Source organism: Streptomyces sp. NBC_01426, from assembly GCF_036231985.1.
GTDB lineage: Bacteria > Actinomycetota > Actinomycetes > Streptomycetales > Streptomycetaceae > Streptomyces.
Genome location: NZ_CP109500.1, coordinates 4,708,743 through 4,725,023 on the forward strand (window position 1 = coordinate 4,708,743; position 16,281 = coordinate 4,725,023).

The 16,281-nt window shown below is 71.5% G+C and carries 13 protein-coding genes; 9 read left to right on the forward strand and 4 right to left on the reverse strand.

Annotated features, from left to right (window positions below; all coding sequences use genetic code 11):
• Positions 1-5: 5 nt before the first annotated feature.
• Complete coding sequence (locus OG906_RS20870; protein WP_329444828.1) at positions 6-1,349, reverse strand: glycerophosphoryl diester phosphodiesterase membrane domain-containing protein; 1,344 nt, start codon at positions 1,347-1,349, stop codon at positions 6-8.
• Between the two features lie 234 nt (positions 1,350-1,583).
• Between OG906_RS20870 and mtrA the strand changes: the two genes are divergently transcribed.
• The 6 genes from mtrA (at position 1,584) to OG906_RS20900 (ending at position 9,023) form a co-directional block, all read left to right on the forward strand.
• The gene (gene mtrA, locus OG906_RS20875) at positions 1,584-2,273 is read left to right on the forward strand and encodes a two-component system response regulator MtrA (RefSeq protein WP_200904315.1); all 690 of its coding nucleotides are present in this window, start codon (positions 1,584-1,586) and stop codon (positions 2,271-2,273) included.
• Positions 2,274-2,286: 13 nt separating this feature from the next.
• The gene (gene mtrB / locus OG906_RS20880; protein WP_329444830.1) at positions 2,287-4,248 is read left to right on the forward strand and encodes an MtrAB system histidine kinase MtrB; all 1,962 of its coding nucleotides are present in this window, start codon (positions 2,287-2,289) and stop codon (positions 4,246-4,248) included.
• Positions 4,238-6,088 carry an LpqB family beta-propeller domain-containing protein gene (locus OG906_RS20885; RefSeq protein WP_329444832.1) on the forward strand — a complete coding sequence of 617 codons (1,851 nt, stop codon included), beginning with the start codon at positions 4,238-4,240 and terminating at the stop codon, positions 6,086-6,088. Before mtrB ends, OG906_RS20885 begins: the two co-directional genes overlap by 11 nt.
• A 122-nt stretch (positions 6,089-6,210) precedes the next feature.
• On the forward strand, positions 6,211-6,996 hold the full coding sequence (locus OG906_RS20890) for a ComF family protein (RefSeq protein ID WP_329444834.1): 786 nt from the start codon (positions 6,211-6,213) through the stop codon (positions 6,994-6,996).
• A gap of 363 nt (positions 6,997-7,359) precedes the next feature.
• The gene (gene hpf, locus OG906_RS20895) at positions 7,360-8,055 is read left to right on the forward strand and encodes a ribosome hibernation-promoting factor, HPF/YfiA family (protein WP_267803442.1); all 696 of its coding nucleotides are present in this window, start codon (positions 7,360-7,362) and stop codon (positions 8,053-8,055) included.
• A gap of 191 nt (positions 8,056-8,246) precedes the next feature.
• A complete protein-coding gene (locus OG906_RS20900) occupies positions 8,247-9,023 on the forward strand; it encodes a response regulator (RefSeq protein WP_267803443.1) in 777 nt (258 codons plus the stop codon).
• Between the two features lie 35 nt (positions 9,024-9,058).
• Here the strand turns inward: OG906_RS20900 and OG906_RS20905 are convergent, their stop codons facing one another.
• Both OG906_RS20905 and OG906_RS20910 read right to left on the reverse strand, forming a co-directional pair.
• Positions 9,059-10,234 carry a winged helix-turn-helix domain-containing protein gene (locus OG906_RS20905; protein WP_329444837.1) on the reverse strand — a complete coding sequence of 392 codons (1,176 nt, stop codon included), beginning with the start codon at positions 10,232-10,234 and terminating at the stop codon, positions 9,059-9,061.
• 63 nt (positions 10,235-10,297) lie between these two features.
• Entirely contained in the window at positions 10,298-10,882 is a 585-nt protein-coding gene (locus OG906_RS20910; RefSeq protein ID WP_267803483.1) for a GNAT family N-acetyltransferase, read from the reverse strand.
• Between the two features lie 226 nt (positions 10,883-11,108).
• Between OG906_RS20910 and secA the strand changes: the two genes are divergently transcribed.
• The gene (gene secA / locus OG906_RS20915; RefSeq protein ID WP_329444839.1) at positions 11,109-13,886 is read left to right on the forward strand and encodes a preprotein translocase subunit SecA; all 2,778 of its coding nucleotides are present in this window, start codon (positions 11,109-11,111) and stop codon (positions 13,884-13,886) included.
• Positions 13,887-14,169: 283 nt separating this feature from the next.
• Here secA and OG906_RS20920 read toward each other — a convergent pair whose 3' ends face one another.
• Entirely contained in the window at positions 14,170-14,562 is a 393-nt protein-coding gene (locus OG906_RS20920) for an Rv3235 family protein (protein WP_329444841.1), read from the reverse strand.
• A gap of 355 nt (positions 14,563-14,917) precedes the next feature.
• Between OG906_RS20920 and OG906_RS20925 the strand changes: the two genes are divergently transcribed.
• On the forward strand, positions 14,918-15,418 hold the full coding sequence (locus OG906_RS20925; RefSeq protein WP_329444843.1) for a DUF6912 family protein: 501 nt from the start codon (positions 14,918-14,920) through the stop codon (positions 15,416-15,418).
• A 50-nt stretch (positions 15,419-15,468) separates the two neighbouring features.
• Positions 15,469-16,164, forward strand: a complete 696-nt coding sequence (locus OG906_RS20930) for an HAD family hydrolase (protein WP_267826221.1) — start codon at positions 15,469-15,471, stop codon at positions 16,162-16,164.
• The last annotated feature ends 117 nt before the right edge of the window (positions 16,165-16,281 follow it).

Below are 16,281 nucleotides of genomic sequence, written 5' to 3' on the forward strand. Positions count from 1 at the left end.
GTCCGTCAGCCCCCGTGGCCCGGGGCGGCGCCCGGGTGCGGGTCGGTGGCGGGGGTGTCGACTCCGGCGGCCCGGGCGAGGTCCAGGTCGAGGGCCTCGCGGCGGATGCGCTGGTCGACGTAGAGCAGGACGGTGACGCCGGCCTGGATCGGCATGGTGATCGTCTGCGCGATGATCAGGGCGACGCCGCCGAGGATCAGGAAGCCCCAAGAGCTGGAGGCGGTGCCGTCCATGACGCTGTCGAGGCCGTTGCCGAAGGCGAAGACGCCGATCATCGAGAGCGGGTAGTAGATGATCCCCGTGATGATCGCGGTGATGAGGCCGGTCAGCAGGGTGATGCCGAAGATGCGCCACCAGGAGCCCTTGACGAGCTTCCAGGAGCGGGCGATGGCCTTGAAGACGGTGCTCTTCTCCAGCATCAGCGCGGGCGAGGCCAGGCTGAGGGCGATGCCCAGCCACACGGCGACCGGGGCCACCACGAGCAGGGTCAGGAACGCCAGTCCGATGCTCTCGAAGAGGATGGCGGGCAGGATGAGCACGCCGACGGCCACGACCAGCGCGAGGCCCAGCAGCAGGGTGAGTCCGATCAGGCGCGGCAGTTGCGAACGGGATTCGCGCCAGGCGGTGGCGACGCTGGAGCGTTGGCCGAGGATCGCCCGACTGAAGATCATCGTGAGCATGGCCGTGGCCAGGATCGTGCCGAGGATCTGGACGAGGTAGGTGGCGCCCGTCAGTGCCATGTATCCGGCGACGTCACCGACGGACAGGTCGATCGCCGAACCGCCGCGGGGGTACGTCTCCAGGTCCTCCAGGACGTACTTCTGCACGAGCACGCCGACGACCTGGACGATCACGGCCACGAGCAGGGTGATCGGCAGGACCGAGCGCCAGTGGCTGCGCATGGTGCTGACGGCGCCGTCGAGGATCTCGCCGAGGCCCAGGGGGCGCAGCGGGATGACACCGGGCTTGGCGGCGGGCGGCGGGCCCCAGGGGGCTCCGGGGTGGCCGTACGGGCCGTACGGGCCGCTGTAGTGGCCGCCGTAGGGGGATCCGTACGACGGGCCGCCCGGGGCGCCGGGCTGTTGGCCGGGGGCTCCCCAGCCGGGGCCCTGCGGGGGCTGGGGGGCCTGCGCGGGGGCCGGTGCCTCGGTGCCGGGGCTCGACCACTGGCCGGGCGGCGGCTGGGTGGCGGACCAGCGGGGGTCGTCGGAGGGTTGTGCGGGCCGTGCGGGCGGCGGTGTGCCGTCTGCGCCCTCGCTGCCGGAGCCCTGGCTCCCCTGGCCGTCCTGACCGCTGCGGTCCTCGGAAGGGGAGGATCCGGGCGTAGCCCAGCCCGGAGAGTCGTTCATGTCGCTCCTTCACGTGCGTCTGCTGCGGCGGGGGCGCTGGTTTGGCTGCCATCGTGCCACGTGGGAACGTCGAGCGGACCGGCCCTCCCCCGGAATCCGAGCCGCTCGCGCCTTCAATTGTCGCTCGGATCCGGGGCAGACTGGTCGCCCTGATCACCACGCAGGTCCGAGGGGCGATTTCCAGCCCTTTTGGCTGTGGGACAGCTCACCGCCAGGTAACGATTAGCTAATGGGATGATGTCAAGCATGAAGGGACGAGTCCTTGTCGTCGACGACGACACCGCGCTGGCCGAGATGCTCGGCATTGTGCTGCGTGGAGAAGGTTTTGAGCCGTCGTTCGTAGCTGACGGTGACAAGGCGCTGGCTGCCTTTCGGGAGGCGAAGCCGGATCTGGTCCTGCTCGACCTCATGCTGCCCGGACGGGACGGCATAGAGGTCTGCAGGTTGATCCGGGCGGAGTCGGGAGTGCCGATCGTCATGCTCACGGCCAAGAGCGACACGGTCGATGTGGTGGTGGGCCTCGAATCCGGGGCCGACGACTACATCGTCAAGCCGTTCAAGCCGAAGGAGCTGGTGGCCCGCATCCGAGCCCGCCTGCGCCGGTCGGAGGAGCCCGCGCCCGAGCAGCTGACCATCGGTGACCTGGTCATCGACGTGGCCGGCCACTCGGTCAAGCGCGACGGTGCGTCCATCGCCCTGACCCCGCTGGAGTTCGACCTGCTGGTCGCCCTCGCGCGCAAGCCCTGGCAGGTGTTCACCCGTGAGGTGCTGCTGGAGCAGGTCTGGGGCTATCGGCACGCCGCCGACACCCGGTTGGTCAACGTGCACGTACAGCGACTGCGCTCCAAGGTCGAGAAGGACCCGGAGCGGCCCGAGATCGTCGTGACGGTGCGCGGTGTCGGCTACAAGGCCGGGCCGAGCTGAGATGAAGGCCGGCATGCCCCGGGGAGGCCCCCGCAGGGGGGTCCTGCGGGGTGGCCGGCTGCTCCGGGACGGAGCACCCGGCGGCCCTGTGCTGCGGCTGTTCGTGCACCTCGCACGACGGCCGCTGCTTCCGGCTGTCCGGATCTGGCGGCGCAACATCCAACTCCGGGTGGTCGCGGCGACCCTGCTGATGTCGCTCGGCGTGGTCCTCGCGCTCGGTTTCGTCGTCATCGCCCAGGTCAGCAAGGGGCTCCTCGACGCCAAGGAGGAGGCCGCCCAGAGCCAGGCCGCAGGAGGCTTCGCGGTCGCACAGGAGAAGGCCAACACGCCGTTCGCGGCGGACGGGCCCGACGCGAACGACAACAAGGTCGGGCGCGACGCCAGCACCTGGATGAACTCCCTCGTCAAGCAGCTGGCCAGTGGTGGCCAGACCGCCTTCGAGGTCGCCGCGCTCGGCGCCGGCACCGGCGAGGAGAGCGGCCCCGGTCCGGGAGCCCAGGGAGTCAAGGGCGCCCGCGCCTCCGGCAACGTCGATCCGACCGCCAGCGTCCCGGCCTCGCTGCGGCGGGCCGTCAACCACGCCACCGGCACGTTCAAGACGTTCTCCCAGATCCGCTACACCGCGGGCGCCGAGGAGAAGGCGCCCGAACCCGCGCTGGTCATCGGCAAACGCCTGACCGACATCAACGGGGCCCCGTACGACCTGTACTACCTCTTCCCGCTCAGCCAGGAAGAGGAATCCCTCAACCTGATCAAGGTCACCATCGCCACCGCCGGGGTGTTCGTCGTCGTACTGCTCGGCGCGATCGCCTGGCTCGTCGTGCGCCAGGTCGTCAACCCCGTGCGGATGGCCGCCGGGATCGCGGAGCGGCTCTCCGCCGGGCGGCTCCAGGAACGGATGAAGGTCACCGGCGAGGACGACATCGCCCGTTTGGGCGAGGCCTTCAACAAGATGGCCCAGAACCTCCACACCAAGATTCAGCAGCTGGAGGACCTCTCCCGGATGCAGCGGCGGTTCGTCTCGGACGTCTCGCACGAGCTGCGGACCCCGCTCACGACCGTCCGCATGGCCGCCGACGTCATCCACGACGCGCGCGTCGACTTCGACCCCGTCACCGCGCGCTCCGCCGAGCTCCTCGCCGGACAGCTCGACCGGTTCGAGTCGCTGCTCGCCGACCTGCTGGAGATCAGCCGGTTCGACGCGGGCGCGGCCGCGCTGGAGGCGGAACCCATCGACCTGCGCGAGGTCGTCCGCCGGGTCATCGACGGCGCCGAACCGCTCGCCGAGCACAAGGGCAGCCGGATCCGCGTCCTCGGCGACACCCAGCCCGTCATAGCCGAAGCCGACTCGCGGCGCGTCGAGCGCGTCCTGCGCAACCTCGTCGTCAACGCCGTGGAACACGGCGAGGGCCGCGACGTGGTGGTGCGGCTCGCGTCCGCGGGCGGGGCCGTCGCCGTCGCCGTACGGGACTACGGGGTCGGACTCAAGCCGGGCGAGGCCACCCGCGTGTTCAACCGCTTCTGGCGGGCCGACCCGGCCCGCGCCCGCACCACCGGCGGGACCGGCCTCGGCCTGTCGATCGCCGTCGAGGACGCCCGGCTGCACGGCGGCTGGCTCCAGGCCTGGGGCGAGCCCGGCGGCGGCTCGCAGTTCCGCCTCACCCTGCCCAGGACCGCCGACGAACCGCTGCGCGGATCCCCGATCCCGCTGGAGCCGGAGGACTCGCGGTCCAACCGGGCCAGGGCCGCCGCCGAGGCCGCGGGCCGCGGCGAAGCCCGCGGCAACGGCGACGGACGCCGGCAGGGCGGTCCGGGCGCCTCCACCGCCGAGCGTTCCGCGATACCGCCGCGCTCGGCCGTCGCCGGAGCCGTGCCGGTGCCCGCGGACCCCACGGCGCTGCCCGGCAACGGAGCGCGCGTCGTCGCCCGGCCGGCCGACCAGGCAACCCAGGAGGATGGATCCGGTGGACGCTGAGCGCGAGCCCGCGGGCGCACGGGCGCCGCGGCGGGGCACCGCACGGGCCGGCGTCGCCGTCGGCGCGGTCGGGCTGCTGCTGGCCGGCTGCGCCTCCATGCCCGACCGGGGCGAGGTCCGCGAGGTGCGGGCCTCGCAGGGCGTCGACTCGCAGGTGCGGGTCTTCGGCGTGCCGCCGGCCGACAAGGCCAGCCCGACCGACATCGTCGACGGCTTCCTGGAGGCGATGACCAGCGACGATCCGCAGCTGGAGACCGCCCGCAAGTACCTCACCGACGACGCGGCGAAGAACTGGAAGCCCGGCTCGACCGTCACCGTGCTCTCCGCCGGCCTCGACCGGTTCCCCGTCCAGGGCGACAAGGAGTCCGAGGGGCACCGCTGGAAGGTCACCGGCAAGAAGCTGGCGACCGTGGACGAGCGCAGCGCCTACCAGCCGGAGACCGGCGGCGGCCGCTACGAGGAGTACCTCCAGCTGGTCAAGTTCAAGGACCAGTGGCGGATCGCGACGCCCCCCAGCACCCTCGTGCTCAGCGAGTCCGACTTCCAGCGCATCTACAAGCCCGTCAACAAGTACTACTTCGGCGACGGGACGCTGGTCAACGACCCGGTGTACGTGCGCCAGCGCAGCGATCCCGACTCGCGGATGGACCCGACCACCCAGACCGTGCAGTCGTTGCTCGCCGGTCCCTCCAAGTGGCTCGGGCCGGTCGTCACCACCAGCTTCCTGACGGGGACGGAACTGGCCCCGGGCACCAAGTCGCTCTCCCTGGACGGCCAGAACACGCTGCGCGTGCCGCTCAAGCTCGACAACAAGGCCGCGCACGTCCCGCAGTCGCAGTGCCAGAAGATGGCCACCCAACTCCTGTACACCATCAAGGACCTGACGGCCTCCCGGCTGGACCGGGTCGAACTCCAGCGCGCCGACGGCAAGACGACGCTGTGCTGGGTGACGCGCGCCTCCGCCGCGCCGCTGGCCAACCGGGTGCCGAGCCAGGTGCACCAGTACTACGTGGACAAGGACTTCCGGCTCGTCCGGATGTCGCTCAACGTGGCCGCGGAGGAGCAGCAGCCTCAGGAGAAGCCCGAGTCGGTGCCCGGACCGTTGGCCACCGCGGCCACGTTCAAGGTGGGCTCCGCCGCCGTCACCTACGACGAGAAGCGGGCCGCGGTGGTCTCCGAGGACGGTCGCGGGCTCCACGTGGTCAACATGACGACCGCCGGCCCGATGCCGCCGGCGCTGCTGACCAGCAAGGGCAGGCTGTCCGCGCCCAGTTGGGACGCGCACGGCGACCTGTGGGTCGCGGACCTCGATCCGCAGAACCAGGGGTTGTGGCGGGTGCCCGGCGGTACCGGCACCCCGCAGAAGGTCGACGTCGCGGGCCTGGACGACGGGAAGATCACCGGCCTGAAGGCCTCCCCGGACGGGGTGCGGATCGCGCTGCTCGTCCAGAAGGGCGACGACCGCAAGAACCTGTACGTCGGTCGGATCGAGCGGCCCGAACGCAAGGGCGACGTCTCGCCCGTGTCGGTGCGCGAACTGCGCCCGGCGGCCCCGCAGATGGCGGACGTGATGGCGATGAGCTGGGCGCCGCGCGGCAGGCTGCTGGTCGTGGGCAAGGAGAACGGCGGGATCACGCAGGCCCGCTACATGCTCGCCGACGGGTCGATGGTGGCGGCGAGCCTGCCCGGAGCGGCCGGCCTGACCGGGATCGGGGCGTACGAGGACGAGGCGCAGCCCGTGGTGGCCTCCTCCGACGAGGACGGCATCGTGTGGCTGCCTCCGGGTGCGCAGTGGCGCACGGTGGCGGCCGGCGGCCGGGCCCCGGTCTACCCGGGCTGACCCGGTCGATTCCGGGCCCGACGCGGCGTCGGGCTGATCCCTCCGGCTGCCCGGCTGGCCGGCTGCCCGGTGGTTGTCCACAGGGGTGGCGGCCGGCCGGGCCGCGCCGGCAGGGTCGCGGTGTGCGGGTGCCTCGGGTGCGGGAGTGGTGGCGGGAGCTGTCCGGGCTGGTCCTGCCGGTGGACTGCGCCGGCTGCGGGGCCGCGCGGGTGTCGGTGTGTCCGGAGTGCCTGGAGGCGTTGGGTGGGGCCGGTGCGGGTCGGGTACGGCCGTCGCCGGCGCCCCCGGGACTGCCCGCGGTGCATGCGGGCGCGGTGTACGCCGACGCCGTCCGCGAGATCGTACTGGCCCACAAGGAGCGGGGCGCGCTGCCCCTGGCCGGCCCGCTCGGGGCCGCCCTCACGGCCGCCGTGCTGCTGTCGCTGCCGGGCGGGGCCGGCGGTGGGGCGGCGGGGACGTCGGGCGAGGTGGTTCTGGTGCCCGTGCCCTCCGCGCGACACCGGACCCGGGCCCGCGGGCACGATCCCGCGCGCAGGATCGCGCTGGCCGCGTCGGCGGGTCTGCGCGGGAAGGGGGTTCCCGCGCGCGTGGTGCCCGCGCTGAGGCTGCGCCGGCGGGTGGCGGACCAGGCGGACCTCGGGGCGCGGGAACGCCGGGAGAACGTCGCCGGTGCCCTCGCGGCGGGACCGGCCGGGGTGCGGTCGGCGGCCGGGGCGCGGATCGTGGTGGTGGACGACCTCGTCACGACCGGGGCGACGCTGGCGGAGGCGTCCCGGGCGCTGCGAGCAGGCGGTCTGTGGCCGGTGGGAGCCGCGGTGGTCGCGGCCCCCGCGGACTCGTTCGTACCCGCGGAGTCTTTCGTTCGGATCCGGTCGACAACCCGTGTGGGACGAAAAACTCGCGAATAGTTCAGGAACTGCCGGGGAAGGCGCATCGTTGCAGGTAGTAAGAGGGAAGCACCACCTGAACGGAGGTAGGTTCCGGTAGCGGGTGCCGGCAACCGGCATTGAGGGATATGTTCGGTTGTGAGGAACTGGCGATCCTTGGGCCCCATGCCATCGGAGCACCAGGCCGCCCGTTTTCGGGATCTTTTTGGGATCTTCGGTCAGAGGGTGTCCCTCTACTCCGAAGTCGGTGGGATGTAGATCTTGCCGATGGGGGAGGAGGAGGTGAAAGTCGCCAAGTCCGAGGCTCCGGTGAACACCGGGGTCTGGTGCGAAAGGGAGACACTTCGCCCCTGGTGGCGGAGTTATCCGGGAACGGAGTTCTGCGTGGACATCGTCGTCAAGGGCCGCAAGACCGAAGTGCCCGAGCGGTTCCGCAAGCACGTGGCAGAGAAGCTGAATCCCGAGCGGATCCAGAAGCTCGACGCCAAGGTGATCAGCTTGGACGTCGAGGTGTCCAAGGAGCACAACCCGCGGCAGGCCGACCGTTCCGACCGCGTGGAGATCACACTGCATTCGCGGGGCCCCGTCATTCGGGCGGAAGCCGCAGCCGCCGACGCGTACGCGGCGCTGGACCTGGCTCAGGACAAGCTGGAGGCCCGGCTGCGCAAGCAGCACGACAAGCGGTACACCCGCCGCGGCAACGGCCGGCTGTCCGCGGCCGAGGTCGCCGACGTCGTGCCGGGCGTCGCGCAGCTCGACGGCAACGGCGAACTCGTCACGGACGAGGCGACCGACGGAGTGCCGACCACCAAGGTCGGACCCCTCGACGTGCAGGGCGAAGGCCCCCTGATCGTCCGGGAGAAGACCCACTCGGCGTCGCCCATGTCGCTGGACCAGGCTCTGTACGAGATGGAGCTGGTGGGTCACGACTTCTATCTGTTCGTCGACTCCGAGACCAAGCTGCCCAGCGTCGTCTACCGGCGCCACGCCTATGACTACGGCGTCATCCACGTCAACCCGGACGGTGCCTCCAGCGCGGAGGAGCCGCGCGGCGGCGCGGGTGGATCGCTCGGCGGCTGACCACTCGACCCTTGCCCTCGTGGGACGCCTGCGGGCGTCCCGCGGGGGCACCCGTACGGCTCGTATGAGCCGGCCGGGTCCTCGTCGGGCCCCCTCCCGGTGCCGCGGGCATGGAATCATGGCGAGCAGTCAAGCGGCGGCCGACCCCGTCGGGTTGGACCGGCAGCTCAGCACATGCAGGGGGAGGAACGATGGCGGACAGCTTCGGGCCGGTGCGCGGTGACGACGGCGCGGGCTGTCGTGAGGTGGGGCGGGGGACGCGCGGTGACGGCGTCGCCGGTTCCGGTGAATCCGGTGACACGGCCGGGGAACCCATTCGGGTGCTCGTGGTCGACGACCACGCACTCTTCCGGCGCGGGCTGGAGATCGTCCTCGCGCAGGAGGAGGACATCCAGGTCGTCGGCGAGGCCGGTGACGGCGCGGAGGCGGTGGACAAGGCCGCCGATCTGCTGCCGGACATCGTGCTGATGGACGTGCGGATGCCCCGGCGCGGCGGGATCGAGGCGTGCACGTCGATCAAGGAGGTCGCCCCCTCCGCGAAGATCATCATGCTGACGATCAGCGACGAGGAGGCCGACCTCTACGACGCGATCAAGGCGGGCGCCACGGGATACCTCCTCAAGGAGATCTCCACGGACGAAGTGGCCACGGCCATCCGGGCCGTGGCGGACGGCCAGTCGCAGATCAGCCCCTCGATGGCGTCGAAGCTGCTCACCGAGTTCAAGTCGATGATCCAACGGACGGACGAGCGGCGGCTCGTGCCGGCGCCGAGGCTCACGGACCGGGAGCTGGAGGTCCTGAAGCTGGTCGCCACCGGGATGAACAACCGCGACATCGCGAAGGAACTGTTCATCTCGGAGAACACCGTGAAGAACCACGTGCGGAACATCCTGGAGAAGCTGCAACTGCACTCCAGGATGGAGGCCGTGGTGTACGCGATGCGGGAGAAGATCCTGGAGATCCGCTAGCCGGTCGCGCGGGCGTGCCCCCTGTAGGGCGCGCCCTACAGGGCGGCCAGCTCCGCCGTGACGGCCGCCGCCTCGGCCGCGGTGCCGGCGCGCTCGACGCGCACCGTGTCACAGCCGACCCAGGAGGCCGCCTCGCGCAGCGCCTCGGCCATGGGACGGGCGGCCGCGGGATCGGTCAGGGAGAGCTGGCGGGCCACCAGGGTCGTGCCCTCCCGGGCGGGGTCCACCCGGCCCCGGAGCCGCCCGCCGGCCAGCAACGGCATGGCGAAGTACCCGTGTATCCGCTTGGGTTTGGGCACGTACGCCTCCAGGCGGTGCGTGAACCCGAAGATCCGCTCGGTGCGCGGCCGGTCCCAGACCAGGGAGTCGAACGGCGAGAGCAGCGTCGTGCGGTGCCGGCCCCGAGGCGCCGACCCCAGTGCGGCCGGGTCGGCCCAGGCCGGCTTGGACCAGCCCGCCACCTCCACCGGGACCAGACCCGACTCCTCGACCACCGCGTCGAACTGGGCTCCCCCCAGGCGGTGGTAGTCCGCGATGTCCGCGCGGGTCCCGACGCCCAGCGACCGGCCGGCCAGCGCCACCAGCCGGCGCAGGCACTCCCGGTCGTCCAGGTCGTCGTGGAGCAGGGCGTCCGGGACGGCCCGCTCGGGCAGGTCGTACACGCGTTTCCAGCCACGTCGCTCGGCGCAGACCACCTCGCCCGTGTCGAGCAGCCACTCCACCGCGATCTTGGTCTCGGACCACTCGAACCACTCGCCGCCGTTCTTGGCGCCGCCCAGCCCGGTGGAGGTGAGCGGACCCTCGGCCCGGAGCCGCTCCAGGACCGTCCTGGTCGAGCGCTCCTTGTCCTGGAGGACGTGCCAGCGGTGGCCGCGCGCCCGTCGGGCGCGACGGCGGAACGCGAAGTGCGGCCACTCCTCGATCGGGAGGATGCAGGCGGCGTGCGACCAGTACTCGAAGGCGTGCCGGTCCGACCAGTACGCCGCCTCCACGGCGGGCCGGCCGACCGCGCCCAGGCGTGCGTACGGGATCAGTTCGTGCGAACGCGCCAGGACGGAGATCGTGTCCAGCTGGACCGCGCCCAGGTGGCGCAGGACGCCCCGGACACCGCCCCGGCGGTCGGGCGCGCCCAGGAAACCCTGCGCGCGCAGCGCGATCCGGCGGGCCTCGTCGGCGGACAGGGACACGGTCGGCGGCGGCACGGTCGTCATCCCCGAACCCTAGGGCTTGCCACTGACATCAGGACCCCGAGGCCCCTCGCGCCCCACGGGCCGTCACGCCGAGGGCGACGGCAGGTAGGCGAGCGGCGACGGCAACCCGAGGTCCTCGGGGAGCAGGGCGCCGATCCAGCAGTCCCGTACGGTGCCGCGCTTGACCAGGCCGGCGCGCAGGAGACCCTCGAAGCGGAAGCCGGCCTTCTCCGCGACGGCGCGCGAGCCCGCGTTGCCGACCTCGGCCCGCCATTCCAGGCGGGGCGCGCCCAGCTCGGTGAAGGCCCAGCGGGCGACGGCGCCCAGGGCCTCGGTCATGTGGCCGTTGCCGCGGTGCTCCTTGGTCGCCCAGTAGCCGACCTCGTAGCCGTTCTCCCCGTCGACCACGCGCACGTGCACGCCGATGGCCGCGACGAGCGGGCCGTCCGCGCCGAGGCGCACGGCGAAGCTGTACCCGGTGCCCTCGCGCCAGCCCGTCGGGGAGATCTCGCCGACGAAGGTGTCGGCGTGCACCCGCTCGTACGGGGAGGGGACGAGGGTCCACCGTTGGACGTCGGGGTCCTGGGCGGCCGCGTAGACCTCGTCGGCGTCGGCCGGGACGAAGGGGCGCAGGTGCAGACGCGCGGTGGTCAGTGTCGTGGGCTCCATGCACGGATTCTGGTACGGGCGGGATCGGCCGGCCAACAGTTTTCGTCGACACCGGCACCTTCGGTGCCCCCCGTACGTTCTCATTCCGGGCACCCGTGCCCTACGGATAGTGCGGACCTCCCGACGCGACCGTGTCCTCGCTTACGATGGCCGTTGCGGTGGGGCCCACCCTCCGTGCCCGCGCACGAACCAGTGCCAGGCCCGACCGGCAAGGAGACAAACCTCGGTGTCCGTCTTCAACAAGCTCATGCGTGCAGGCGAAGGCAAGATCCTGCGCAAACTGCACCGCATCGCGGACCAGGTCAACTCCATCGAAGAGGACTTCGTCAACCTCTCCGACGCCGAGTTGCGGGCCCTCACGGACGAGTACAAGCAGCGGTACCAGGACGGCGAGAGCCTGGACGACCTGCTGCCCGAGGCCTTCGCGACCACGCGCGAGGCCGCCAAGCGCGTCCTCGGTCAGCGGCACTACGACGTCCAGATCATGGGCGGCGCGGCGCTGCACCTCGGCTACGTCGCCGAGATGAAGACCGGTGAGGGCAAGACGCTCGTCGGCACCCTCCCCGCGTACCTGAACGCGCTGTCCGGCAAGGGCGTCCACCTGATCACGGTGAACGACTACCTCGCCGAGCGCGACTCGGAGCTCATGGGCCGGGTGCACAAGTTCCTCGGCCTCGACGTCGGCTGCATCCTGGCGAACATGTCGCCGGCCCAGCGCCGCGAGCAGTACAGCGCCGACATCACCTACGGCACGAACAACGAGTTCGGCTTCGACTACCTGCGCGACAACATGGCGTGGTCGCAGGACGAGCTGGTCCAGCGCGGCCACAACTTCGCCGTGGTCGACGAGGTCGACTCGATCCTGGTCGACGAGGCCCGTACGCCGCTGATCATCTCCGGCCCGGCCGACCAGGCGACGAAGTGGTACGCCGACTTCGCGAAGCTCGTCACCCGCCTGACCAAGGGCGAGGCCGGTCAGCCCCTCAAGGGCATCGAGGAGACCGGCGACTACGAGGTCGACGAGAAGAAGCGCACCGTCGCCATCCACGAGGCCGGTGTCGCGAAGGTCGAGGACTGGCTCGGCATCGAGAACCTCTACGAGTCGGTGAACACCCCGCTCGTCGGCTACCTGAACAACGCCATCAAGGCCAAGGAACTCTTCAAGAACGACAAGGACTACGTCGTCATCGACGGCGAAGTCATGATCGTCGATGAGCACACCGGCCGCATCCTCGCCGGTCGCCGCTACAACGAGGGCATGCACCAGGCGATCGAGGCGAAGGAAGGGGTGGACATCAAGGACGAGAACCAGACCCTCGCCACGATCACCCTGCAGAACTTCTTCCGCCTCTACTCGAAGCTGTCGGGCATGACCGGTACGGCCATGACCGAGGCCGCCGAGTTCCACCAGATCTACAAGCTCGGTGTCGTCCCGATCCCGACCAACCGCGACATGGTCCGCAAGGACCAGGCGGACCTGATCTACCGCACCGAGGTCGCGAAGTTCGCCGCCGTCGTCGACGACATCGCGGAGAAGCACGAGAAGGGCCAGCCGATCCTCGTCGGCACGACGTCGGTCGAGAAGTCCGAGTACCTCTCGCAGCAGCTCTCCAAGCGCGGCATCCCGCACGAGGTGCTGAACGCCAAGCAGCACGAGCGCGAGGCCTCGATCGTCGCGCAGGCCGGTCGCCGCGGCGCCGTCACCGTCGCCACGAACATGGCCGGTCGCGGTACCGACATCAAGCTCGGCGGCAACCCGGACGACCTGGCCGAGGCCGAGCTGCGCCAGCGCGGTCTCGACCCGGAGGAGCACATCGAGGAGTGGGCGCACGCCCTGCCCGAGGCGCTCATCCGCGCGGAGGCGGCCGTGAAGGCCGAGTTCGAGGAGGTCAAGGACCTCGGCGGGCTGTACGTGCTGGGCACCGAGCGGCACGAGTCGCGCCGCATCGACAACCAGCTGCGCGGTCGTTCCGGCCGTCAGGGCGACCCGGGCGAGTCCCGTTTCTACCTGTCGCTGGGCGACGACCTGATGCGTCTGTTCAAGGCGCAGATGGTCGAGCGGGTCATGGCGATGGCCAACGTGCCGGACGACGTCCCGATCGAGAACAAGATGGTGACGCGCGCGATCGCGTCGGCCCAGTCGCAGGTCGAGACCCAGAACTTCGAGACGCGCAAGAACGTCCTGAAGTACGACGAGGTCCTCAACAGCCAGCGCGAGGTCATCTACAGCGAGCGCCGTCGCGTCCTGGAGGGCGAGGACCTGCAGGAGCAGGTGCGCTTCATGATGGACGACACCATCGACGCGTACATCGCGGCCGAGACGGTCGAGGGCTTCGCCGAGGAATGGGACCTGGACCGCCTGTGGGGCGCCTTCCGGCAGCTCTACCCGGTGAAGGTCACCGTCGAGGAGCTGGAGGAGGCCGCCGGCGACCGAGCGGGCATCACCGCCGAGTTCATCGCCGAGTCCGTCAAGGACGACATCCACGAGCAGTACGAGACGCGCGAGAAGACGCTCGGCTCCGACATCATGCGCGAGCTGGAGCGGCGCGTCGTGCTGTCCGTCCTGGACCGCAAGTGGCGTGAGCACCTGTACGAGATGGACTACCTGCAGGAGGGCATCGGCCTGCGCGCGATGGCCCAGAAGGACCCGCTGGTCGAGTACCAGCGCGAGGGCTTCGACATGTTCAACGCCATGCAGGAAGGCATCAAGGAAGAGTCCGTCGGCTACCTGTTCAACCTGGAGGTCCAGGTCGAGCAGCAGGTCGAGGAGCTTCCCGTGCAGGACGCCGGCCCGTCCCTGGCCAAGCCGGAGATCCGGGCCAAGGGCCTGGACGCGCCGCAGCGGCCGGACCGGCTGCACTTCTCCGCCCCGTCCGTGGACGGGGAGGGCGGGGTCGTCGAAGGCGACTTCGAGAACGAGGGCGGCGGCGACGGCGACGGCATGACGCGGGCGGAGCGGCGCAAGGCGCAGAAGGCCTCCGGCGGTCGGCGGCGCAAGAAGTAGCCCCGCCCTGCCGGGGCCGTGGCCTGTTGGCCTGGCGGCCCGTCGGGATGAGTGACCTCGCCGGGGTCGGACACCGTGGTACGGGTGTCCGGCCCCGGCGGTGTCGTGTCCGGGGGGCGGGGGCGGGGGCGGCGGGGGCGTTGCGCGGGGCGGCCCCGGCTGCGCCGGGCTTTCGGGGCTCCGCCCCGAACCCCGCGCCTCAAACGCCGGCGGGGCTGGAAGGGGGCCCGGTGTCCGGGTCAGGGTGCGCGGGGCGGCGGGGCTGGAACCCCGGGGTCCGGGGTCAGGGGCGGGGGCCTTGGATTTCGATGGCTGCGCAGCGCCAGCGGAGGTCCGGGCCCTGTTCCAGGCGGAAGGCCATCGCCGAGACGCGGTCGCCCGTGGCGATGCGGGCGAAGGCCTCGATGACCCCCGGGCCGGGGTGGAAGCGGCCGCAGTGGCGCAGGACCGGGAGGAGCCGGTCGCGGAGGGGGCCCACGGGGGCCAGGGTGACGAGCTGCTCGTACGCGGGGCCGACGGTGTGGCCCAGCAGCGAGTGCACGGGGCGACGGCCGCTGAGGACCGCCAGGAGGCGTTCGGCGAACCAGTCGTGCGGGCCCCGCGCGGTGCGGGGGCGCCCGGGGTGGCGCTGGTCGTGGCGGCCGGGAGGGCGGGTGGTGGTCCTCGTCCTGCTCATGGTGGTCGTCCCCGGGGAGTGCGGGCCCGGCATCTGCGGTACCGGGCGGTAACTTGGTCGGGTCACTTGTACGGCCCGCCGAACACGCTCCGCAACGGGCCCGGGCGCTCCCCCCGGACCCCGGCCGCCTTCACCTATCCGGGTGGGAACCCCGAGGCCGCCGCCCCGTCCCCGGGCCCGCCGCCGGCACCGGGTGGACGCGCCGCGACCCGCACCCGCCACCCCGAAGGGGGACCGTCGTCGTCACCGGACGCGGTGGCACGCCCGCCGGGAGCACCCGCCGTGAGGGGGCATCGGCAATCGGGCGGGCCGGTCGTATCCTGAGGGCGTTCCCGACTACCGAAAGCAGCCGGCCATGCGCGTGTACGTCCCCCTGACCGTCCCCGGGCTCGCCGAGGTGCACAAGGCGGGCGAGCTGGGTCCCGCTCCGCTGCGCGCCTACGCGGTCACCCCCGGGCTGCGCGAGTGGTACGTGTCCGACGACATGGAGGAGCTGGAGTACGCGGCCCTCGGCCGCGCCGCCCTCGCCTCCCTGCGGATGATCGCCGCCGACGCGGACGCCCCGCGCAGGCGGGTCGTCGTGGCCTTCGACGTCGACGACCGGGCCGCCACCGCCGCGCCCGGGAACGACGAGGCCGCCCTCGGGCAGGTGTCGCTGGGGAGCTCCGTACGGCTCTCCGTGGCCGCCGCGGTGCACGTGGACGCCGATGACGCGCTGGAGGACGTCACGGCCGCCGTCGGGGCCGTCGACGCGGCCGACGCGGGGGACGACGACGCGCTGTCCCTGGTGGACGGCGCCGAGGACCACGAGCTGCTGTGGTTCGGGGTGCAGGAGATTCCGGGGTTGCTGAAGTGACGGAAGCGATCGAAGCGGCCGAAGTGGCCGAAGTGGCCGAAGTGACTGACGTGAGCGACGTGAGTGACGTGAGCGCGACGACGCGTCGTGGTCCGCACATCGTGTGGGACTGGAACGGGACGCTGCTCCACGACATCGACGCCGTCATCCTCGCGACCAACGCCTCCTTCGCGGAGTTCGGCTTCGCGCCGATCACCCTGGAGACGTACCGCGAGCTGTACGTGGTCCCGGTCCCGAAGTTCTACGAACGGCTGATGGGCAGGATGCCCACCGAGGCGGAGTGGCTCGTCATGGACGAGACCTTCCACCGGCACTACTGGTCCTCCGCCGAGACCGCCGGACTCGCCGAGGGCGCCTTGGAGCTGCTCCGGGGCTGGCAGGGAGCCGGGTCGACGCAGTCCCTGCTGTCCCTCGCGCCCCACGACAAGTTGGTGCCGCTGGTCCGGACGCACGGCATCGACACACACTTCCTGCGCGTCGACGGCCGCACGGGACCCTCGCACACCACGAAGGCGGGCCATCTCGTACGCCATATGGCCGCCATGGAGGCGGCGGGTGTGACGGCCGACCGTACGGTCCTCATCGGAGACGCCGTGGACGACGCCCTCGCGGCCGCCCACGTGGGCGCGCGGGCCGTGCTGTACACCGGAGGCTCGCACAGCCGCGGCAGTCTCGAATCAGCCGGCGTGCCCGTCGTGGACACGCTGGCGGAAGCCGTCGCCACAGCTCGCGAAATGGCCGAATAGGCACGTGACACGGGTGTCTGGAGGCGGCGTGCACGTGTGGCCGGGCACGTCGCTGTCCAGAGTGTCAAAGTTCCACCCCCGGATTTGTACACATGCAGCTCATGACGAGCACGGGGT